The organism is Mesorhizobium sp. L-8-3 (assembly GCF_016756615.1).
Classification (GTDB): Bacteria; Pseudomonadota; Alphaproteobacteria; order Rhizobiales; family Rhizobiaceae.
On the sequence record NZ_AP023262.1, the window covers coordinates 7,140,947 to 7,161,802 of the forward strand.

The 20,856-nt window shown below is 59.1% G+C and carries 17 protein-coding genes and 2 pseudogenes; 3 read left to right on the plus strand and 16 right to left on the minus strand.

Features of this window, described 5'->3' with window-relative positions; translation table 11 throughout:
• Nucleotides 1–29: 29 nt before the first annotated feature.
• A complete protein-coding gene (nolL, locus tag JN302_RS33060) occupies nt 30–1,151 on the minus strand; it encodes a nodulation factor fucose acetyltransferase NolL (protein WP_202330437.1) in 1,122 nt (373 codons plus the stop codon).
• Nucleotides 1,144–1,707 (minus strand): annotated as a pseudogene (locus JN302_RS33065) (hypothetical protein); the annotation flags it as partial. The gene nolL and the pseudogene JN302_RS33065, both read right to left, overlap by 8 nt.
• A gap of 160 nt (nt 1,708–1,867) precedes the next feature.
• Here JN302_RS33065 and JN302_RS33070 point away from each other — a divergent pair.
• Nucleotides 1,868–2,812, plus strand: coding sequence for a LysR family transcriptional regulator (locus tag JN302_RS33070; RefSeq protein WP_010913834.1), 945 nt, complete (start codon nt 1,868–1,870; stop codon nt 2,810–2,812).
• A gap of 14 nt (nt 2,813–2,826) precedes the next feature.
• On the opposite strand, the gene JN302_RS33075 is transcribed toward JN302_RS33070, so the two are convergent.
• From JN302_RS33075 to nodB, 4 genes are all read right to left on the minus strand, one after another.
• Complete coding sequence (locus tag JN302_RS33075) at nt 2,827–3,672, minus strand: TIM barrel protein (protein WP_044549150.1); 846 nt, start codon at nt 3,670–3,672, stop codon at nt 2,827–2,829.
• A gap of 230 nt (nt 3,673–3,902) precedes the next feature.
• Nucleotides 3,903–4,553, minus strand: coding sequence for a LysE family translocator (locus JN302_RS33080; protein WP_202330438.1), 651 nt, complete (start codon nt 4,551–4,553; stop codon nt 3,903–3,905).
• 27 nt (nt 4,554–4,580) lie between these two features.
• Nucleotides 4,581–5,204 carry an FMN-binding negative transcriptional regulator gene (locus tag JN302_RS33085; protein ID WP_010913831.1) on the minus strand — a complete coding sequence of 208 codons (624 nt, stop codon included), beginning with the start codon at nt 5,202–5,204 and terminating at the stop codon, nt 4,581–4,583.
• 489 nt (nt 5,205–5,693) lie between these two features.
• Nucleotides 5,694–6,353 carry a chitooligosaccharide deacetylase NodB gene (gene nodB, locus JN302_RS33090; RefSeq protein ID WP_010913829.1) on the minus strand — a complete coding sequence of 220 codons (660 nt, stop codon included), beginning with the start codon at nt 6,351–6,353 and terminating at the stop codon, nt 5,694–5,696.
• 329 nt (nt 6,354–6,682) lie between these two features.
• Here nodB and JN302_RS33095 point away from each other — a divergent pair.
• Nucleotides 6,683–6,843: pseudogene (locus tag JN302_RS33095) on the plus strand (LysR family transcriptional regulator); the annotation flags it as partial.
• A gap of 22 nt (nt 6,844–6,865) precedes the next feature.
• Here JN302_RS33095 and pdxR read toward each other — a convergent pair.
• The gene (pdxR, locus tag JN302_RS33100; protein ID WP_010913827.1) at nt 6,866–8,335 is read right to left on the minus strand and encodes a MocR-like pyridoxine biosynthesis transcription factor PdxR; all 1,470 of its coding nucleotides are present in this window, start codon (nt 8,333–8,335) and stop codon (nt 6,866–6,868) included.
• A 318-nt stretch (nt 8,336–8,653) separates the two neighbouring features.
• On the opposite strand from pdxR, the gene JN302_RS33105 reads away from it, so the two are divergent.
• Nucleotides 8,654–8,806, plus strand: coding sequence for a PLP-dependent transferase (locus JN302_RS33105; protein ID WP_244846079.1), 153 nt, complete (start codon nt 8,654–8,656; stop codon nt 8,804–8,806).
• A gap of 227 nt (nt 8,807–9,033) precedes the next feature.
• Here the strand turns inward: JN302_RS33105 and JN302_RS33110 are convergent, their stop codons facing one another.
• The 9 genes from JN302_RS33110 to ubiM form a co-directional block, all read right to left on the minus strand.
• A complete protein-coding gene (locus tag JN302_RS33110) occupies nt 9,034–9,177 on the minus strand; it encodes a nodulation protein NodZ (protein WP_446720385.1) in 144 nt (47 codons plus the stop codon).
• Nucleotides 9,178–9,261: 84 nt separating this feature from the next.
• On the minus strand, nt 9,262–11,283 hold the full coding sequence (locus tag JN302_RS33115; RefSeq protein WP_199201271.1) for a carbamoyltransferase family protein: 2,022 nt from the start codon (nt 11,281–11,283) through the stop codon (nt 9,262–9,264).
• A 303-nt stretch (nt 11,284–11,586) separates the two neighbouring features.
• On the minus strand, nt 11,587–12,375 hold the full coding sequence (locus tag JN302_RS33120; protein WP_010913823.1) for an ABC transporter permease: 789 nt from the start codon (nt 12,373–12,375) through the stop codon (nt 11,587–11,589).
• 3 nt (nt 12,376–12,378) lie between these two features.
• Complete coding sequence (gene nodI / locus JN302_RS33125) at nt 12,379–13,401, minus strand: nodulation factor ABC transporter ATP-binding protein NodI (RefSeq protein WP_010913822.1); 1,023 nt, start codon at nt 13,399–13,401, stop codon at nt 12,379–12,381.
• A gap of 49 nt (nt 13,402–13,450) precedes the next feature.
• Nucleotides 13,451–14,725, minus strand: coding sequence for a chitooligosaccharide synthase NodC (gene nodC / locus JN302_RS33130; protein ID WP_010913821.1), 1,275 nt, complete (start codon nt 14,723–14,725; stop codon nt 13,451–13,453).
• Nucleotides 14,726–14,852: 127 nt separating this feature from the next.
• The gene (locus JN302_RS33135; protein ID WP_044549143.1) at nt 14,853–15,446 is read right to left on the minus strand and encodes a NodA family N-acyltransferase; all 594 of its coding nucleotides are present in this window, start codon (nt 15,444–15,446) and stop codon (nt 14,853–14,855) included.
• Between the two features lie 852 nt (nt 15,447–16,298).
• Nucleotides 16,299–17,774 carry a group II intron reverse transcriptase/maturase gene (gene ltrA / locus JN302_RS33140; protein ID WP_244846080.1) on the minus strand — a complete coding sequence of 492 codons (1,476 nt, stop codon included), beginning with the start codon at nt 17,772–17,774 and terminating at the stop codon, nt 16,299–16,301.
• 835 nt (nt 17,775–18,609) lie between these two features.
• Nucleotides 18,610–19,215, minus strand: coding sequence for a nodulation methyltransferase NodS (gene nodS, locus JN302_RS33145; protein WP_010913819.1), 606 nt, complete (start codon nt 19,213–19,215; stop codon nt 18,610–18,612).
• A 372-nt stretch (nt 19,216–19,587) separates the two neighbouring features.
• Nucleotides 19,588–20,769 carry a 5-demethoxyubiquinol-8 5-hydroxylase UbiM gene (gene ubiM / locus JN302_RS33150; protein ID WP_202330440.1) on the minus strand — a complete coding sequence of 394 codons (1,182 nt, stop codon included), beginning with the start codon at nt 20,767–20,769 and terminating at the stop codon, nt 19,588–19,590.
• Nucleotides 20,770–20,856 lie beyond the last annotated feature (87 nt).

Here is a 20,856-nt window from a genome sequence, read left to right on the forward strand (position 1 = left end):
TCGATTACAGATGCGAATTTTTCACGTGACTAATTGATTACAGATTGAGATTTGAGCAGACTTGGGCGTGGCGGCGCTCCGACAACGATCCGCGACCCATATCCGAGGTTGCGCGCAATACTGCGAATTGCCATCGCTATGACGACAATCGCCACTCCAAGCACAGTTGCGAAGGCGATTCTGGTCGTGAGATTCCAGACTTCTCCAAACTGTATCAAATCCATGAGGCGAAACACGGCACCCTGGACCAGGTAAAGCAGCAGCGTGCTCTGACCAAGCTGCACCGCGACGAAGCGAGCTACTCTAGTCGAGTAGACAAGTCTCCAGCATTGGAACATAGACTGCATTGCTACTGCAGAAGCCGCCAAAGAGCCAGAGAACATCAGAAAAACTTGTTTAGCTGACTGTTCATCATGAATTAAAACGAGATTGTTGTAGGCATAAGTCTCCTTGCCCCACCCGAGGAAGCATATGAAAGCCGCTATCGAAAATAAGACAACAAAAATGGATTTGTGACGCCAGATGACGCCATTCTGCCATCCGATCGGCTGGGCAAACAGGAACCCTAAACAATAAAATGGGTAAGTGTACTTTAACAACGGGGTTATTGATAACGTGATGGGTGCGAATGCGACCGCAATTGCAGATGCGCTTATGATCCATATCGATAGACGGTTGAAAGTTGTAAGAACTCTAATCAGAATGAACGAAATAAATGCCGCCCATATGAACCAATAGGTTCCAATAACTTCCGTCGACAAATCCAACAATGTATCAGTTAAACTCTTCATGGGAAAAATAACTGCGGACTTTAACGTCCAAATCAACGTACACCAAAAAAGCATTGGCAGTAGTAGCTGCATTGCCCGCTCACCGACACCTTGGGTGAACGATTTTCGCAAAATTGCCCCAGAAGAAAGATATCCGCTTATCGCCATAAAGAGAGGCATATGAAACATGTAGATCGACTTGAAATACGGCGACAGCCAGAAAGCGTCGGTGCCCTGGTAGATTAAATATTGTAACAAGTGCCCAATTATCACCAAAGTAATGAGTATGCCTTTGGCGAAATCGAAGCTTAGGTCTCGGTTGTTTGTCCCTGCTGGGCACGAGCCGCGTCCCTTCGCTCCGGCTCTTATGTTATCAAGCATCAGACTCCAGCCTATCTGTTGCAGTTGCTACTTGCCGTTTCTGGGCACGGCGAGCGCGGTGCAAAGGATCGAAAATCACGCCGATCGCGGCGTGGTATGGAGGGCCGATTGGCTGCAACCGAGCGGACAACATCCCAGTGCCTGATCGCAAACCTCGAGCGCATTGGCGGTCGCGATCATGTGTGGCGATGCGAACGCCCGGCACTATGGTCGTCTGGCCGTCTCTGCAAAACCTCTCAAGATGGTTTCGCAGCGGGTGCCGAACCATGCCAAAAGCGAATGGAATGCCACGCTGCTGCAGCACCGGACGCATGACGCGGATAGAACGACTCATTCCGAGTCTCTCAAGATCCGGATGCATCCTGTACGATCCGAGTTCGCCTACCAAGCAATCAACCTCGCCAACCGTGAAGAAATGGCGCAGCAGGTCCTAGTGAGCTGCTACGCCGTGCACATCAGAGCCGATTGCGCGAACCCTCGGCCCTGCACCGGCCCAGCTACAACCGCCTGAAAGCCCCTGTCGCCCATAGGCCTTTTGGAAGAAGGCGGAGAGTTCGACATGATCGGCTACTTACAAGTCATTTCCCAGCACACGCTGCAGAAGCAGTGGCGTGATCGGGCGCATGTCAAGTGCGGTCATCTATGCAGCGCCCTGGAAGTTTGGTAAAATCGATTGTTTAGATCGCGAGCATCCACGCTATGGATAAGTGAAAGCCATGCGCTTCAAGGGCCTTGATCTGAACCTTCTCGTCGTGCTCGACGCACTGCTGACCGAGCGGACCCTCACGGCGGCGGCAAGCAGCATCAACCTTAGTCAGCCGGCCATGAGCGCGGCCGTCGCCCGGCTGCGCGACTATTTCAACGATGAACTGTTTACGACGAGCGGCCGCGAACGTGTTCTAACCCCGCGTGCGGAAACACTCGCCCCCGCAGTTCGCAGCGCACTCTTGCAAATCCAGTGCTCGATTATCTCTTGGGATCCGTTTAATCCGGCTCAATCCGATCGCCGTTTCAGGATCATTCTTTCCGATTTCGCCACACTCGTGTTTTTTGAAAAGGTCGTGGAGCGGGTTGCACGCGAAGCACCCGCCGTCAGCTTCGAATTGTTGCCTATCGACGACGACCCCGATGAGCTTCTCCGGCGCGGTGACGTCGATTTTCTGATTTTTCCAGAATTGTTCATGTCAAGTGCCCATCCAAGAGCGGCGCTGTTCGACGAGACGCTCGTGTGCGTGGGCTGCTCCACGAACAAGCAGCTGCCACGGCAGCTTACATTCGAGAGATACATGTCGATGAGGCACGTTGCGGTCAAGTTCGGGCGGACGCTGAAGCCCTCCATCGAGGAACAGTTTTTTCTTGAGCATGGTCTCAAGAGACGTGTCGAGATCGTTGTGCAGGCCTTTAGCATGATCCCGCCGATGGTCTCAGGCACAGCTCGTATAGCGACCATGCCCTTCCGGCTGGTTCAGCATTTCAAAAAAACCTTCCCCCTGCGGATCATCGAACTTCCGCTGCCACTACCCACGTTCACCGAGGCCGTTCAATGGCCCGCCCTTCACAACAGTGATCCGGCAAGCATCTGGCTGCGAGAGATATTGCTACAGGAGGCGTCTCGAATGACTTCTCCGGGGGACGCCAAAAGGCGCCCCAGGCAGCCCTAATTTACTCCCGCGTCTCACGCCGGCACTCGCGTCAATAGCCCGTGTCGGAAGAGAGCGACGCTCGCGGCAAGTGCGCCTGCGAGGTCGTCCAGCGGGTGGGCTGCGTCGACAAACGGTGCGAATGAGAAGGGCCCCCCATAGCCGCCATCAAGCAGCGCCCGGATCTGGCTGCCATTGTCGGAACCGACCAGGACGCGATCCGGGTAAATCCAGTGGATCGGATCGTTCACGCTTGAAATGTGGACGAGACCGGTCAGCTCGGAGGAGAAGAACGTCTCCCCGGCAAGCGTGTGGTGGAACGTGTCGTGCACGAGGCGGAAGACGGATTGGCCATCAATGGCGGCAATGGCCTTAGCCGCTTCGTTCTTCGATCGAAGCGAGCAGGTCCGGAAGCCCAGCGGCTCGATGAGACCGATCAGACCGCGCGACTGGAGGATCGGCTTGAGCGCCTTCAAGGCGACGCGGAGATCGCCCCGGCGCTCGACATTGGCGGGCCAGGAGCCATCGTTGACCGGCACCAGCATGAGCGTCTTGGCTCCGCAGGCCGCTGCATAATCGGCGAGCTTGCTCGCCTCGGCCCTGCGGGCGGGGGTCCACTCATTGAAGCGCTGGAGGGCATTGACGGAAATAATCCCAACGCCTGTGTCGGCGGCCGCAGACCGGACGTCCGCCGCCGGCATGCCGCGTGCAATAGCATTGCTGCCCGGTTGGCTGCGGATCTGGACATCGGTTAGGCCCTGGTCGCGGGCAAAAGCGAAAAGTGCCCTGACGTCAAGTCCGGGCGTCGCCAAATAATCGAGTGCAAAGCGGGGCGATGCTTCGCGCATGGCTTGGCTTTCCTTCCATGAAACGGGCGTCATTCTCGGCTGACTGGCTTCTACCGTGCGTTGATTCGCGAGGTCCGAAATGATGGGCATGAGCGAGGCGAGGCAGTCGTACTCACGTTTCTCTCACGCTATGTTTTTCTCTCATTTATGAGCCGACGTTCACCCAAACGGCGGTGCCGCGCCTCCTGAGACATGGTTAAATAGGTGCAATGACCGAACTCGCTCGCAGCCATCCAACTGCTTCCGCAAGGTACCCGCCAAAGTCAGGCAGCAGGGTGTTTCGCCAGAGCGAGGCCGACGCCCAGCGCGATCATCGCGCCACCTGACGCCTCCCTCAGGCGGCGGATCAACCCGGGACGCGCTGCCGCGCCGTCTTGAATGCCGCTGGCCACGACGGCAACCACGATGTCGGCGAGCGTGTTGAGCGCAATGGACACGGAGCCAAGCACCACGAATTGCAGAGCTACGAGCCCTGCGCTCGGATTCACGAACTGCGGAATGAAGGCGAGGAAAAAGACTGCCGTCTTCGGGTTGAGCGCCTCGACCAGTACCCCTTCACGAAACGCCCGCCGGGGTCCGACTGGACCCACTGCGGCGCCGTCATCGCCGCCAGTCGCTCCCCTGAGGCGGGCGGCTTGAAAGGTGCGAAAGCCGAGCCAGACGAGGTAGACCGCGCCGAACAGCTTTAATGCGGAGAACAGTTCCGAGCTCTCGAGCACGATCGCGGAAACACCTAAGCTTGCGGCGAGGACGTGGATCATGCCCCCCAACCCCGTGCCGAAGCTGGAAGCGATACCTTCCCGACGACCACCGGCGAGCGTGCGCGCGGCAACGTAGAAGATGCCCGGACCGGGGGTGATGGCGAGCACGGAGGCCGCGGCGAGGTACAGGGCGAGTGGGGTCAGTTCTGGCATGATGGTCGATTCCGACGAAGTTCATGATTATTTTGGGATGAGAGCGGCGACGTCGCGGTCAGATGCCCGCTCGCTCGCCGCAAGGCCCGCCGCCACGCCAGCGCGGTCGGCCGCGTTCCGGTTCTGGCTCATTTTGCGCTTGCCCTCCAGCCTCGTGATTGGCATGCGCAGGCCGACGATTCCGCGGAGTTGCGCCTGTATAAAATCCGGCGGCGCGTCCGACACCGCCCAAGGCGAGGCGCGCTCGCCCTCGTGGTGGTCGGTCAGCCGATTCACGACGTCCAGCAATCTTCCCGCATCCTCGAAGAACTCGACCGGGCCATAGGCGTGGACGGCGACGTAATTCCAGGTCGGGACGACCTTCCCGGTTTCCCGCTTGGTCGCATACCATGCCGGCGTCACGTAAGCGTCCGGCCCCATGAAGATGGCCAAGCCGTCGCCCAGCGGCGGAACACGGCACTGGGGATTGGCCTTCGCCAGGTGCCCGTAGATCACGCCGTGCTCGCCCTCGCTCTCGTCAAGGAAGAGGGGCAGTGGCGTTGCGAGCGGCCCTTCCGCCGTGACGGTAACGAAGTTCGCCAGCAGCGCCGCGCGAATGGTCGCGCGCAGGCATTCCTTGTCGTCGTCGCGGAAAGCGGGAGGGATGTACATCGCGAAACTCCTTGCGTTACCAAGTCAGGTATCGGCAAGCTGGCCTATTGGAAACAGCCAGTCAGAAGCTATTGAGGTAGTCCAGTTGGTGAAAGATGGCATCGCGCGCCGGATCAGGGCACCGGAATCCCCGGTGCCGGTCACGGTATGCGAATTGCCTGCCAAACCTTTCGGACGCAGCCAGCGATCCCGCAGGGTCGCGCTATGTGAGCCTGTGACAAGCCCAATGAAATCGATCCAACGCGAAGTGAACCATACATTCAACAATCGTCGAAGAGTGAACCTACCGGCGGTGCTGGGCCATGCCGAGAGCCTGCGCGGGTCCTCATCGTAGCAGGTGACAACAGACGTCTAGCCAACTGTCGGAGCCGACCAGTTCGTCCGATGTCGACGAAGTGCTTGTTCGCAGGGCGTAAACGGCCTGTAAGCCTTCATAAGAGAGACCACACAGGTACTGGCTGGGAAAGCAGGTCCATGGGATCTCGCATTTCAGTGATGTTCTGGAAGCGAGCGAATTTCATATCCGCAGGCATCTAATGCAGGAATCAGATTGGACAGCGCCATAACGGTCTGGTTGCGCAGACTGGCTTGAGTGCTCCGTGTCGACTCGTCGGGAGGGCATCCGTCGTGCAAGAGCACGATTGCGCCGGGGCGTACCGAGGCGAGCACTGCATCGACGATCGCGTCGGTGCCGGGGCGCGACCAGTCTCTTGGGTCGATCGACCAATGAAGGGCCGCCAGCCCCGCGATCTCTGAGGCAGTGAACACTTCTTCGCTCCAGGCGCCGTATGGCGCGCGAATGTAGCGGATCGAGGCCTGCGGGCATGCCAGCATGATGGCCTGGTTCGCCTCAAATACTTCACGTTGCACTTCGCCCAAACCGCATTTGGACAGGTCCGGATGAGACATCGTGTGGTTGCCTACCTCATGCCCTTCTGCGATCATTCGCTGGATGAGTTCCGGATGCTCTGCGGCGTAAGCACCAATGACGAAGAATGTCGCTGGCACCCGATTTTGCGCCAGCACATCGAGTATCTGTGGTGTGAAACATGGATTGGGACCGTCGTCAAACGTCAGATAAACGCTTCGACGCCCGGTGCCGTCAGCGCATTCACTCTGCACCTTCCATCTGTCATCGAGACGTCTCATAGCTGCGAACCCTTGCGGTCAATTGTTGTACCGGTCGGCCATTCGCAATCGGCATAACCCCGATCCTTGAGGTAGGGGCCTACGCTATCGGGGGGAGCTTGTCGCGAAGAGCCGACGCGATGCAGCTTGCGCCGATCACCGATGTACCTGGTCGAAAAGGGGATCGGCTCGCTTGATGTTCGGCGCAGACCAGGAGGGACACACCAGAAAATGCTCCTCGGAGCCAACGCATGCATCGACAATCTCCTTAGGGCTGCATCCTTGAATTCTTCCTATGGGACGTTCTGTACAATCGGCAAAATCGATTGTTTCGATGACAAGCATCCACGTTGCGGATAGATGAGACAAAGGCTTGGATCGCGCGCAACCTCACGGCGGCGGCAGCAGCATCAACCTTAGTCAGCCGGCCATGAGCGCGGCCGTCGCCCGGCCGCGCGACTATTTCAACGATGAACTGTTTACGATGAGCGGCCGCGAATGCGTTCTAACCCGCGTGCGGAACCGTCAGCGTCTCAGAGTCGAGCGACGACGTCGCGCAGCATCTCGACGCCTTTTTCGATCTGCCGGATGCTCAGGGCGGAATAGCCCATGACAAGCCCGACGCGGTCGGCTTCGCCTGCTCCCGACTGCCGATGATAAAGCGGCGAAATCGGGTGCAGACCCAGACCCGCGTATTGGGCAGCTTCGACCAACGCCGTTTCACGCGATCGCGGCAGGTCGTTGAACCATATGACGACGTGCAGTCCAGCCTCTGCCCCCTGGACGGCGATCCGACCTTGAAAACTGCGCTTCAGGGCGGTCAGCAATGCCTCCCGGCGCTCGCCGTTGATGCGGCGCACGCGGCGCACATGGCTTTCATAGCCACCGCTCTCGATCAGAGAGGCCAATGACTCCTGCCCCGCCATCGGAGAATGCCGGTCGGCAAGCTGCTTGGCGGTTTCGAAAACCTGCAGGAATTCCGCCGGGACGACGAGATAACCGATCCGCAGCATCGGCGAGAGCGTCTTGGAGATGGTGCCGAGGTAGATGACGGCCCCATGATCCTCGAGGCTATGCAGCGGGGGAACGGGGCTGATATCGTAGCGATATTCGCTGTCGTAGTCGTCCTCGATGACATAGGCGCCCTGCTCCCGCGCCCATTCCAGAAGCTGATGCCGCCGCGGGATCGGCATGACGCCGCCGAGCGGAAACTGATGCGAGGGCGTCACATAGGCCAGCCGGGCCGCGACCCCCGCCAGTTGCTCCGTTTGCATGCCGTGATCGTCAACCTCGACGGGAACGGGCGTGGCACCTGTACTGGCAAAGACCTGGCGCGCCATCCTGTAGCAGGGGTCCTCGATGACGAAGCTGTCCCCGGGGTCGAGCAGCAGGCGCGCGCAGAGATCGAGGCCCTGCTGCGAACCATTGACGATGACGATCTGCTCGGGGTCGCAGCGCACAGTACGGGCGCGCCAGAGATAGCCCTGAAGCGCTTGGCGGAGCCGGCTCGAACCGCACGGATCGTCATAGGCGAGCCGTGCCGGCCGCTGCGCCATCGCCGCGTTCATCGCGCGCTTCCAAACCGATGCGGGGAAATCTGAGGGCGCCAGGACGCCATATCGGAAATCAACCTTCAGCGTGTTCGGCAGGTAATCCGGCCAGCGCGGAGTACCACGCAGCCGTTCTCCATAGCTTGACAAGTGAACCGGGCCGAACCGTTTTGGGGGATTGGCGGTCAGCTCATGTCCCAGCAGTGAGGATGCGACACGAGGGCGCGCGCCTTGACGGATGTCGATGAAACCTTCCGCGGCCAGCTGCTCGTAGGCGACGGTGACGGTCGTTCGCGAGACGCCAAGTTCCTCGGCGAGACCACGGGAGGACGGCAGCTGGCTTCCGGTGCCGTAAACGCCTCTGAGGATCTGCTCGCGAAGCGCTTCGTAGATCTGGCGCGCGCCCATGCCATGCGAGCGGGTTGAAGCACCGGGACCTGGAGACTGGACCATTTCTTTTCCTGCCAACTGGACATTCCATATCAACCAGTTTGCAGCCACTCCTTCCGAAAGCCAAGGCACGTCTGAAGCCGATGCCCGAGACCGCAATCCAAGACCGGAAAGTGGCACATCTGCGAACGATGCCAAATTCGGCTTCGCTACCCTCGCGATCCATCACGGCTACGATCCGGCTGGTTTTCCCAATGCCGGTCAACCACGCGTCTTCCTGAGCTCGACCTACGATCGAAAGTGTTGCGGCGAATGAGGCCGCCGCCTTGGCGGCGCAATCCTCGGCGACGCGGAAGCCTCCACACGCTGTACGAAACGGGCTTGCGCTACATCACCGGCGCGGCGCTCTCGACCATGTCCTCCTTCCTGGTTCTGCGCGGGCTGAAAAGGACTCTCACGCTTCGCATGGAATGGCACAGCACCACGGCGCTTGCGATCGCGCAGGTGCGCGACGGGCATTCGGCCGTGGGTTAGGTGAGCTCCCCTTCTTCGACTCGCATCCCGATCAGGCGATTGCCCGAAAGGAGATGTCGGGCATCGCCAACGAGGGGGCCGAAGGGTCAAGGCGCGCTAAGACATGATCGTCGCCTCACCAACGCATTTTGCCAAAAGCATCTCAACGACTAATATGCCGGCTTGGCGCGCCGTAGGGCCGCCGCCTTATCCCGCGAGCGGCGCAGCCCGCTCGCACGTCCCGTCCGCTATGCGTAACACCAGGCTGATGCCGAAGACCATAGGCAGTCACCGAACCGGGTCCGCCGTCGAGAAACGACGAATTGGTGCTGTCTTGAGCCACCGGCAAGCAAATCCATTACTGATCCTCGACTGCCATAGGCGTTATGCATGCTCGCAGCCTGGGCACAGTCATATGAAGATGCTTGGACAGAACGGTGTTTCGGCAACTGTTATCTGTCGTCCAGCTTTTGGCATCAGTTTTGATGGACGCGAGCAGCTTGCGAGGGACGCATCCGAACGCGGCGCTGCTCCCACAACCGTCGCAGTTCTCCTGTGAGAGCCTCGCGCTGGGCCTGATCCAGCGTAATTGTATCGAGGAGATCCGCGAGCACGGCTTCGCCCTCGATTCGCGTCAGCAGATCGAACAATTCAGGTGAAATACGCACACCGTCACGGCTGGAGTGATCCGTTCGGATTTCGCAGATGGTCTCCTGGCGATCCAGCGCCGTGTGAGCGCGGACCTTATACAGTGATACATAAGGCGGCAATGAAACCGCTAGCGCAGTCCAATCCTCCAGCGTTGCGGCCCGTTTTTTGACGAGGAACGGCCCGACCACAAGTCCATCCAACCCTGTCGTCAGGAACGTGGCAATCGAGTCTGCAACTGAATCCACGATCGGCTCGGCATTGTTGTTAAAGGACGTGTTGAGCAGAATTGGGATGCCAGTGCGCTGCTTGAAGGCATTGATGACGTCCCAGTAGGCCGGACTGGCCTTGCGCGATACTGTTTGCAGCCGAGCCGTACCGTCGACGTGCGTGATGGCGCCGAGCAAACCACGCTTGGAGTCGCGCACACGGACCACGAAATTCATGAAGGGAAATTCGCACGCACTGCCTGGGAGGTCGAAAAATTCGCGCGCATCCTCCTCCAGCACTGATGGGGCGAACGGGCGATACCCTTCCCGCTTCTTGACCATGGCGTTGATCCGGTCCTTGTTTGTGGCGGGCCTGGGGTCGGCAAGAATGCTGCGATTTCCGAGCGCGCGCGGCCCGAACTCCGAACGACCTTGCACCCAGCCGATCACGGCGCCACCGGCCATCCACTCGGCTGCCCTATCCGCCACCTCCTCAGTGCGTTCAAACTCCAGGTGCCCCGCCCATGCCTTTAGTTCCTCTTCCACAGCATGATCGCTCGCGAGATCCGGCCCCCAATAAACCTCCTGCAATCGCGCACGCGGCGCGGGGCGGCCCAGCTCACCAGACACGATGAGTGCAGCGCCCAATGCGCAGCCAGCGTCGTGCGATGCGGGCTGCACGAAGATGTCTTCGAAAAGGCCTGAATAGAGCAGCTTGCCGTTCATGGAGCAATTGTGCGCAACGCCACCGGCCAGGCACAGCCGCGTCATCCCGGTGGCCTCACGATGATGCCGAAGAATATGAAACACGATGCGTTCGAGTGCTTCCTGTAGCGACGCACTCACATCTTTGTGCTGCTGAGTGAATGGCATTCCCTTTTGCCGGACCTGAATGGTGCGAAGCAAAGTCGGACCGATGCGGTCCAGGTGGACGCGATACTCGCCGTTTGCAGACAGTTCATAGAACTGCTCGAAAAGCTCGCGATAGGGAACGGGATCGCCGTAGGGGGCAAGCCCCATTACCTTATATTCATCGAACAAGCCGTAGCCGAGATACCGGATCACCTCGAGATAAAATAGCCCAAGGGAATTGTTCTCTGGGAAAGTCGCGAGTTGCGAAATTTCAGCACCAGATCCTACCGCCACAAGACCCGACTGGAAATCACCAGAGCCATCAATCGCGAAAATCAGACTTTGCTCGAAGCCCGACATTGCAAAAGCACTCACGGCGTGCGCCTGATGATGACTTACGAATGAGATACGCGAAGGGTCGAGCTCGCTACCGAACTCCTGCGCCAACAGCTGCTGCACCAAAAATTTGGCATCCAACGGAATGGAGGCGTCGGGCTCGGAAGCAAGCATGTTTTCGAGCATGGCGTTGCAATAGGCTTCGGTAGCGTAGTACGCCACATGATCGATTTCGCTGAGCTGAACCCCAGCGGCTGAAAGACAGTATTGAACCGAACTGATTGGGAGCTTGTTGGAGTGCTTGATCCGATTGAGGCGCTCCTCTTCTACGGCCGCGATGACCTGTCCGTCTCGGACGAGCACCGCAGCGCCATCGTGCATGAATGTATTCGCAATCTGGAATCGGTTTTCATAGACTTTGTCTAATCCGCCGCTCAATCCTAGACACAGCATCTCGCTCTCCGTTTATCGCACAGGAAGACTGAATTGGCCTGTTTCAAGGCCGTTTGATCAAAAACACAGGCTGCGTTGTCGTTCGCCGCCGCGAACGCCAGTCAGACATCACCAACCTCAAAGAAATTCTCTTACGCCTGGATCAACATGAGATCCTGTGATCGAGGTCCCGGGCGTTCCATAACGTTGAGAGATTGAGTGGATGCCACGAAGACCCTGGGTTGGATGCCGATTTGCGTTGGCGATGTCGTTTTTATTTGCAGCACGAAGTCCGTAGCGCATTGTTTATCTCACTCTCTTTCGTCAGCGCATTAGTCGGCGGCGCAACAGCGCCATCGAGAGGAAGAATGGCAACAGCGCGTACAGGCCGAGCACACCGACGTGCAGGGCGATGCCGCTGATCGGGCGATCAAGCATAACCGGACGAATGAGGTCGATCGCATGTGACAGCGGCATGCATCGCGCTATCTGCTGAAAGGCGCCAGGCAGCTGGTTCAATGGGAAAACGGCGCCCGACAGGAACAGCATAGGTGTGAGGACAAGCGTCTGGTAAAACACGAAGTAATCGTAGCTGGGCGAAAGTGCGGTGACGATCATCGCGAGGCTCGCAAATACGCACCCTGTCAGAGCAATGATTGGCAGCGCATAGAGGACGGACGGCCAGGCGGCATAGCCCAAGGTTGCGGTGACGATGGTAATAGCCGTACCGGCCATGAAGGCCTTGGTGGCTGCCCACGCCAGTTCACCCAGAACGATATCGCCGAGGGTAACGTGCGTATACAGCATGGCTTCCCATGTGCGTTGAGAATGCATGCGAGCGAAAGCCGCGTACAATGTTTCCAGGGTAGAGGCGGTCATCGCACTTACCGCGACCATGCCGGCCGCCAAAAAGGCGATATACGACGCACCGTCGACGCGGCCGACCATTATGCCGAGGCCGGTGCCTAGGCCGAAAAGGTAGATCATAGGATCGGCGAGGTTACCGAGAAGCGACACGAGTGCGACTTTCTTCCATGCCAGATAGTTGCGTCGCCATACCGCAACCCAGTTCCACGCATTGGCCGGCAGCGCCGCCGCAAAACCTTCAATCATCGCTCACTCCTCCATCTCGCGCCCGGTCAGCCGCAAGAAAACATCCTCGAGATTGGCTGGACGCAGAAGAAGACGCAGACCTGCTCGCCCCTGCAGTTGCGTGCGCACCTGGTCAGGGTCTGGCGCATAGCAATAAAGGGTTTCGCCGCTGACCTCGATGCGCTGGGAATGTGGCTTGACCAGCGAAAGCAACTCGTGCGGATCGCCGCCATAAATCTCCATGACCTGGCATCCGATATGCTCGTCGATCAGCGCCTGCGGGCCGCCTTCGGCGATGTTGCGGCCCTTTTCGAGCACGCACAGCCGATCGCATAATCGCTCAGCCTCTTCCATGAAATGCGTCGTCAGAATAATCGTCTTGCCGCGTGCCAACAGGGCGCGCAGCCGCTCCCAGATCAGGTGGCGCGCGTGCGGATCGAGGCCGGTGGTCGGCTCGTCCATCACAATGAGCTGGGGGTCGTTGATCAACGCCCGCGCCATTGTCAGGCATCGCTTCATGCCGCCGGACAGTTCCGAGACGCGCGCATCCGCCTTGCGCTCGAGGCGAGCGAACTCGAGAAGCGACGGGATGACCGCTTCGCTCTGACGTGTGCTCATGCCGAAGTAGCGTCCGAACACCAGCAGGTTCTCGCGTACGGTGAATTCCTGGTCAAGATTGTCGAATTGCGGGACCACGCCAATGCCCCTGCGTGCCAGCCGAGCGCGCGCCGGCACCGGGACGCCAAGCACCGTGATCGTGCCCGCGTCAGGGCATGTCATGCCGAGGAGCATACGCGCAATCGTGCTTTTGCCCGCCCCGTTTGGTCCGAGGAGGCCGAAACACTCTCCCGACGCAACGGAGAACGACAGTTCGTCGACAACGATCTTGTTCCCATACGACTTGGTTACGCCGGCAAAATCGACTGCCACGGTTGACGCAGAGTCAGGCACGGAGCTTTTCGCGCTTGTTTGCCCGTGAGACTCCCGTTCGATCGCAGGAGTCTCGAGCCGCCGCAAATCCTCTGGGCCCAACTTACGCTTCAACACTTGATGTTTCTGGTCCTGGCTCAAAACTCTTCTACCTGCGATCAAGTAACTATTGCTGTTCGCTGTAAGCGGCGTCAGATCCCACCAGGTTTGGCTTTGGAAGGGCGTCGCCGGTGTCTTGCACATTGGCCGCCGAGCTTCGCGACAACCAATCGCTGTTGCTCAATGTACACAGCGCGTATGCTTTCAAGGGGAGCAAGAGAAAGATGTTGATGAGTGTGTGGAGCGAGAACCCGAGAAATCGAAGTTGGCGCGCACGAAACGCTGCCACGCTGCAGCGAACTATAGTCATGGCTGCAATCATCAGGCATGCCGTCCAAGGCACAGTACCTGTCGTTACGAATTGCGCGAGCCCCGCCAGAATCGACAAAGAGAGCAATAATGGGCCAATATTCTGGCCAATCACGTCCAATGTGAGATAAATATTAAGGCCGCGCAGCAGTTGGAACGCCAGCAACGTGTCACGGAAAGTGCTCCGGGCCCAGCGAAGCTGTTGGCGCAGATAGGGACCCATGCTGTTGGGAACGACTGTTGCCGCGACGGCCTCCGGGACATACTCTGTTCGAAAGCCTGCTTTCAGCATCAGGATCGTAAGGTGGCGGTCCTCGCCGAAGTCGCTCGGCTTCCCTCGAAAGCGCTGCGTCTCGTACTGATCCAGCAGCGAAACAAGCGCGGATCGCCGGTACATGGCACACGGACCGCAGCAACACATGACGGCACCGAACCGAGCCTGCGCTGCCCGCTCTTCGTTGCAGGCGAGCCAGTATTCCATGTCGATCAACCGCGTCAGCCAAGTTTCACTGCGATTGCTAGCCGCCAACTGGCCCATGGCGGCGCCGACCGCTTGATCTTGCATCTTTAGCGCAAGCCTGGTGATGACGTCCGGGGCGAGTATCGTGTCCGAATCTACATTCAGCACCAAATCTCCGCACGAGCGGCGAATGGCGGCAATCTGCGCCTTGCGCTTTCCGACATTCTTTGGGAGCGCAACGAAGTTGAACCTCGGGTCGCCCGCGTATTCCTCGTGTACACCCACGAGGGCATCGCGGTTTGCAGAACCGTCATCAACAACATAGACCTGCAGTTTGCCGGCGTAGTCCTGACTTGCAATGGAAGCCAGGCAGTCCGAGAGGGTGCGAGGCGCCTCGTTGTAGCACGGGATAATGACATCGACGCTCGGCCAAGGCTCACCGCTGGGCGGGTCGCCCGAGGTCGGCGGTACGTTTGTAGGCAGGGTATAAAAGACCTGCGCGGTTTTATAGACGGTCGACAGCAGCGCGTAAGAGCAGATGGCAACAGTACTGGCTGAGGCAAATAGGTTCATGAGATGTCAGATTTTTCAGTGAATTTGAGGGAAGCGGGCGGATAGTAAAACCGCGGCCAATGCTGGAATCAGCTCGATCAACGCCATGGGGACGGGTCGCGCTGACTGACGTCGTAGCGGGTGTCCTTCATAGCTCTGGACCGTTCCGATCGATCAAAGTGCCGGCCGGCCACTCGCTCATTGAGCGTCCAATTGGGAGCACCAGGACGAGTACGTTGTCGTCGACTCGCGTGGGAGGCAGATCGAGGTACACGTCCGGGTGGGTTGAACGCACGCGAACGCCCGACAAAATGTTCGCCAAGCCTTTGCGGCAGAACCTCGAAACATGGTTCCGGAGCGCGGGCCGCACCGAGCCGAACGCGAATGGAACGCCAAGCTGCTGCAGCACCGGATACATCACGCTGATCGAATGGGCGATTCCCAGCCCCTCAAGATCCGGACGCACCCCGTATAGACCGAGTTCAGCGACAAGCAGATCATCGTCGCCAACTTTGATGTATCGGCGCAGCAGGCCCAAGTGAGCCGCTACCCCGTGCACATCACGGCCGATTACGCGGAGCTCCGGCCTTGCACCGGCCCAACTTCGACCGCCTGCGAATTGCTTCCCATTAAAGGCTCCGGTCGGCTCATAGGTCTTCCGGAAGAACTCAGAGAGTTCGAGGTGATCGGGAAGCTGCAACTCATTTTCCCAGCATAACCTCCACTGCACGTCAGGGCGCATGCGAAGACTTCCTCTTTTTCGGGTTCTTTTGTGCACCTCACGCGGTAGAGCAATGGCGGTGCATGTCATGGGTCTATGAACGGCCCTCCCGGATTGGTAAAATTGATTGTTTAGATCGCGAGCATCCACGCTATGGATGTTAAAACCATGCCTTTCAAAGCCTGATCTGAACCTTCTGGTCGTGCTCGATTGGCCCGATAAGCGGCGGCACCGATGGCAGCTGTCGGTGACACAACCTGATTCAAGAGCGGCCGCCAGCGCGTGGCTGCGCCCGTGCCGAAGCAGCGATCAAGTGGAGGACGGCCCGACTGTTAGGCGTCAGCAAACGCGGCGACCGTTGGCGCACGCGATGATGCATGGCGATCGCGCAGCTCTGGATCGCCGGCGGCAAACAGGTTCCGCGAAGCTCTATCGCGCTCGCCAACAGGAATCGTCTGGTCAATGCTTTCGAGTGTTGCCGGTCAACCGGACTGTCGGTGAAAGCACCTGGAGAGCGGGAAGGAGGGCGCGCCCGGATGGCGCTACTTCGAAGGAATTGTTTGAGGTTTTGGCCGACTGGAACACACAGCTTGAGCACCTGAGGCCTGAAGTCCGCAAAGGAGCTGGCCCCTAAGTCTTCATTCCGTGCGAGGGATCAAAAATCGCCGCACACAGAAAGGCAGCCTAAGGAGCGTCAGCACTTGCGCCGGCCGAAGGGCCGGGACGCGGGACTGACTGCAACGACGAGATCGGTTAAAAGGGCAGCCGTAGGAGTGTCAGCATAGCGCCGCATAAGGCGATCGCGGTAGGGACGCTCATTGCTGAGCGCCCCCCCGCACAGATCCGTACGTGCAGAATTCCCGCATACGGCTCCTACCTTGGGTGTTTGACGGCGAAGCGGATTGCCGGCCAGGGATGCAGGATTCTTGGTTTCGGAAGCCATTGCACTGCGAGCTTTTCGACTCGGGACGTCGACGTCGTGTCCATCTGGCCACGGTGTCTCAGAGCCAGCTTCCAGAGGAAGATGACATGCTCCCTAAATGCCTGAAGTGATCGCAGGTTGGCAGGCACCGCATGATACTCATAGTATCCGCGGACGACCTGCCTGAGCCATTTCGCTTGTTCGCGAATTGGCTGGTTTCTCAACCATCGCAGCCGGTCCTTGATCTCCCGGAGCTTCGCCCTCATACGGTCGCGGCGGGACTTCCGCAGAAGCATGAAGTCTCCCCGCAGTGATTTGCCGCAGATATGGGTAAAGCCGAGAAAGTCGAAGGTTTCCGGTTTTCCAAGACCACGTTCCCGTCGGCGACTGGCCGCGTAGCGGCCAAACATTAACAGGCGCGTTTTCTCAGGGTGCAATGACAGAGAGAACTTCTCCAACCGTTCTCGCATCTCGATCTGGAACCGGTGTGCGTCAGCTTCTCGTTCGAAGCCCACCACGATATCGTCCGCGTAGCGCACGATGATCATGTTGCCCGTGGCTGACCGCTGTCGCCAGCGGTTAGCCCAAAGGTCGAAGACATAATGCAGGTAGAGGTTCGCGAGCAGTGGCGAAGCCACCGATCCCTGACCCGTTCCCTGCTCAGACGTCGTGACGATCCCTTCTTCCAGAACGCCCGCCTTCAGCCACTTCTGGATGAGACGGATGATACGCTGGTCGCCGATCCGATGGCTCAGGAACCTGACCAGCCATTCCTGACTGACCTGGTCGAAGAACTGCTGGATATCGGCGTCCAGTATGAAGTTCACCTTTCGCTTTTCGATCCCGACCGCGAGTGCGTCCAGCGCATCGTGCTGGCCGCGTCCGGGCCGGAACCCATACGAGAACCCGAGGAAGTCTTCCTCGTAGATCGCGTTGAGCACCGCGACCGTCGCTCTTTGGACAATTTTATCCTCAAGGGCGGCGATTGCGAGCGGGCGTTGGCGTCCGTCCGGCTTTGGTATGTATTGCCGCCGTGCGGGGCTTGCCCGGTATGCACCTCTTTGGAGCCTATCGCGCAGATTCTCGATCAGGTGATCAAGGTCCGCTTCGTAAGCTCGCCATGTCAGCCCGTCTACGCCGGGGGCTGCATCACGCCGTAGAGCGTAGAATGCCGTCCTCAACGTTTCGAGATTGAGATGGTGAAAGAGGCTGGTGAACCTCTCCTGCTTCCTAAGTCTTGCGACTTGCCGTATGCGTTCCAGCGCATGTGACACGCTTTCCCGGTCCTGTGCCCGGCGCGTGGTTTGCTGATCCGCATTCCCCTTGGTCGCTGCCCTTGGCTCCACCGACTCCGCAGCCGGCTCCCCGGCCTTGTTCGTCAGCTTCATAGCTACTACGGCAACGTCTGACTTCTCACGATCGTTCATCATCGGCTCATGCTTTCGCTTTCCCGATACGGACCAAGGAAGGTGATACCGCCTTGGTCAATCGTGAGATCTCCCGGTTCCCGAACATGGAATTTCCACACATGCCAGGTTCTACGACCACGCCGAGTTGGTCGGGCACTCGCAATAACGCGCCCTACCATGTTGCCTTCCGGAGCATCCACGCCGTCGGCACTCGAGATTAGGTCCCTTACGCGGCTCAATGGCTGGCCTGTGCTTTCTCCTACCGACGCTTCACCAACGACCTCGCGGGCGTTGGCGCACGGCTCGGAGCCAGTGTGGGTTGCTACTCCTTCACTGAAATGGACTTTCACCATTCTATTCCTTGCCGGTTTCTCCGGCGCTCGGACACGGGACCGACGGCCCCCGACGAGGAGTGCCGCTTTCCCGGCTAGGGATCGTCACCTACCTGGGCCGAAACACCTTTGAGGTTCGGTGGCGGCAGCCGTAGAGCCCGTCCCGCATAGGGAGCCATGCAAAATAAGGACTTCGCTTCATGTGGGCATCTATGGGTCATTTATTGGGTAAAGCCGTTACGCAAAATGGCAGAGGTGGGGAACGGTCACCCCGCCGCTTCCGAACCTGATGTCTGGACCGGAAAGGCTTCGGCCGACGTCTGGGGCCGTTGAGGTGGAAGCGGGCGAAAACCCCTCGAGGCTCGCGGCGCTGAACATCGAGCCGCATGAAGAAGCCGGATGTAGTCAGCGGTTGTTACCATCAACCGGATCCAGCTACTTGTTGCATCGGGCGCTCTTATACGTCCGCATATTGGGTCAGCTTGACACCGCAGAAGCGCACAGTGTCTCCCAGTGTTTTATCAGGCAGCGGAAATCGGCTTTCGGAAGAGAGCCAGCAGGCAGTCTTCATTGATCGACGCGCCCCGGCACTCGATGCACTCGATCTCGGTCAACGATTCGTTCAGCATGGCGATGGTGGTCTCTGCACCAGCAGCGTGCCCCCAGCGTTGGCAATTGGCGTCACGTGCCGACCCGAAAACCAGCTGCCCGCCTGGCGCAAGCAGACCTACCAGGTTGCGGACTGCCGCGCGGATCTGAACGAGGTCTCCGACGTAGTAAAGAACCTCCGCAACGACGATCAGGTCGAACAGCTCATCACTCGAAAACTGTTGAACATCGGAAATTATCCAGCTGATGTGCGGCGTCTCCTTCATGCGTAAACGTGCTCGGGTAATCGCTGGCTCCACGACATCGATCACAGTGAGCCGCTGGCAAATGGGGGCTAGCCGCTCCGTAAAAGCGCCGGCAGCGCACCCGACTTCGAGCGCATTCGCGACTCGACCTTGCGCAAGTGACAACCGGAGAATTTGGGTGTGGCGCTCCCGCTCGAACGGGTTGCCATCGAGCCGCCATGGATCGTCTGCGGCCATTTCTCGATTCAGCAGTTCATGATCGATTTGGGTCAAATTCGCACCTAGCTAAGGCAGCAATCACCGGCGCTGCAAATGCCGTCAGATGTCGGTAGGGTCGGGACCGTACTGCGGGCCGAGGCAGTTGATTTCGGTCACGCTCCTAATTGGGTCCGCAGGATTGGCAAAATTGATTGTTTGGATGACAACCATCCACGCAGTGAACACATCGAAGGCGGAATTGGGCGTGGATTCGCACACACACGGCGATTGACACGTTGACGATCCGCGATGGAAGAGGCTCGCGGCATTCAGCAGCCCCGTCTTCATCAAGCTGATCCCGCGCAGCCGCGACCGCTCCCATCGAACCACACGCGCCCGCCTGCTACGACGCCAGCACGCTGATGATGAGACTATGGTGACCGGGGTTCACCGCCTCAGCATGGCCGCAATGCCATGACGGACAAAGGGAAGATGTTGGCCGAGGCGCAGCCCGACATGCCTTGCAAGCCGTGCCGCCGGATGCTCGCTTGAGTAGAGTCCGACGAGGATATTCGTAGCATGGTAGAGCGGCGCCGCCGACAGGCGCAGTCGGCTTTCATATCTGTGGAGCATGTCGGGGTCGGCAATGTCGCGACGGTCGCGCCATGCGGTCTCTATACCGCGGGCGAGCTGCTTCTGGCCGCCAAGGCCGATGTTGAAGCCATGCGCGGTCACCGGGTGCATGCCAATGGCGGCGTCGCCGATCAATGCGGCGCTCGGCGCCCGGAACCTGTGCGCCCAGGTCGTGGCCAACGGATAGATATGGCGCTTGCTAGCCAGGCTCATGGTGCCGAGGCGCCCTCGACAGCGCTTTGTCAACTCCCTCAGGAACAACTCGTCGTCGAGGGCAAGCAGTCGGTCGGCCTCGTTTGAGGGCAAAGTCAAAAGCAGCGACGACACGCCTTGCGCGAGCGGCAACATCGCCACCGTCTGATGGTGATCGAACCATTCGATCGCAATCTGGTGGTGGTGGCGCTCGTGCCTCACCCGGCAAATCAGCATCGAGTTGCCAAGCCGATTGATATCGGCGCCGATTCCGAGCAGATTGCGGGTGGCGGAAAAACGCGAATCGGCTGCAACGAGAAGGCGAGCGCTCAGCTGCCTGCCATTGGAGAGCGTTATCACTGCTCCTTGACGGCTGTTTGTTGCACGCACGACCGAGTGGCCGCACAGCAGCCGGGCATGGCCCCGCAAGCGGATGATCTTGAACAGGGCATCGCGGATCTGGCAATTCGGGACCAGAACGCCCAGTGGTTCCGCGGATCCGGCGGGGGCATCGAAACACAACGCAAACGGGCTCGATCCGTTGAGGACGCGTGCGCCTTGAAGCGGTGACTTGTCCGAAGCGGAGATAACATCCCAGGCTCCGAGCTCGCGAAGGATTCCAATCGAGGCGTGGGTGAGCGCGATCTCGCGGCCGTCGAAAGCCGGACTTGCCAGTCTTTCCAGGGCCTGCCCTTCCACAACCGCCAGTTTGAGCTGGCTATAGGCAAGCGATGCGGCGAAGGAAAGTCCGACCGGCCCGGCGCCCACGACAATAATGTCGAAGCTGTCGTCACAGCCGGCCATCAGCGTGCCGCCAGCGCGTCGGTTCTCTTCGTGAGATGTTGGGGGAGTCGAGCCGCATGTCGTGCATCGATTGCGCTGTGATCTATT

Excerpts from the sequence above, each read along its gene's own strand:
- nolL (WP_202330437.1), bottom strand. The coding sequence starts at position 1,151 with ATGCTTGATAACATAAGAGCCGGAGCGAAGGGACGCGGCTCGTGCCCA.
- JN302_RS33070 (WP_010913834.1), top strand. The coding sequence starts at position 1,868 with ATGCGCTTCAAGGGCCTTGATCTGAACCTTCTCGTCGTGCTCGACGCA.
- JN302_RS33075 (WP_044549150.1), bottom strand. The coding sequence starts at position 3,672 with ATGACGCCCGTTTCATGGAAGGAAAGCCAAGCCATGCGCGAAGCATCG.
- JN302_RS33080 (WP_202330438.1), bottom strand. The coding sequence starts at position 4,553 with ATGCCAGAACTGACCCCACTCGCCCTGTACCTCGCCGCGGCCTCCGTG.
- JN302_RS33085 (WP_010913831.1), bottom strand. The coding sequence starts at position 5,204 with ATGTACATCCCTCCCGCTTTCCGCGACGACGACAAGGAATGCCTGCGC.
- nodB (WP_010913829.1), bottom strand. The coding sequence starts at position 6,353 with ATGAGACGTCTCGATGACAGATGGAAGGTGCAGAGTGAATGCGCTGAC.
- pdxR (WP_010913827.1), bottom strand. The coding sequence starts at position 8,335 with ATGGTCCAGTCTCCAGGTCCCGGTGCTTCAACCCGCTCGCATGGCATG.
- JN302_RS33110 (WP_446720385.1), bottom strand. The coding sequence starts at position 9,177 with ATGCATAACGCCTATGGCAGTCGAGGATCAGTAATGGATTTGCTTGCC.
- JN302_RS33115 (WP_199201271.1), bottom strand. The coding sequence starts at position 11,283 with ATGCTGTGTCTAGGATTGAGCGGCGGATTAGACAAAGTCTATGAAAAC.
- JN302_RS33120 (WP_010913823.1), bottom strand. The coding sequence starts at position 12,375 with ATGATTGAAGGTTTTGCGGCGGCGCTGCCGGCCAATGCGTGGAACTGG.
- nodC (WP_010913821.1), bottom strand. The coding sequence starts at position 14,725 with ATGAACCTATTTGCCTCAGCCAGTACTGTTGCCATCTGCTCTTACGCG.
- JN302_RS33135 (WP_044549143.1), bottom strand. The coding sequence starts at position 15,446 with ATGCGCCCTGACGTGCAGTGGAGGTTATGCTGGGAAAATGAGTTGCAG.
- ltrA (WP_244846080.1), bottom strand. The coding sequence starts at position 17,774 with ATGAACGATCGTGAGAAGTCAGACGTTGCCGTAGTAGCTATGAAGCTG.
- ubiM (WP_202330440.1), bottom strand. The coding sequence starts at position 20,769 with ATGGCCGGCTGTGACGACAGCTTCGACATTATTGTCGTGGGCGCCGGG.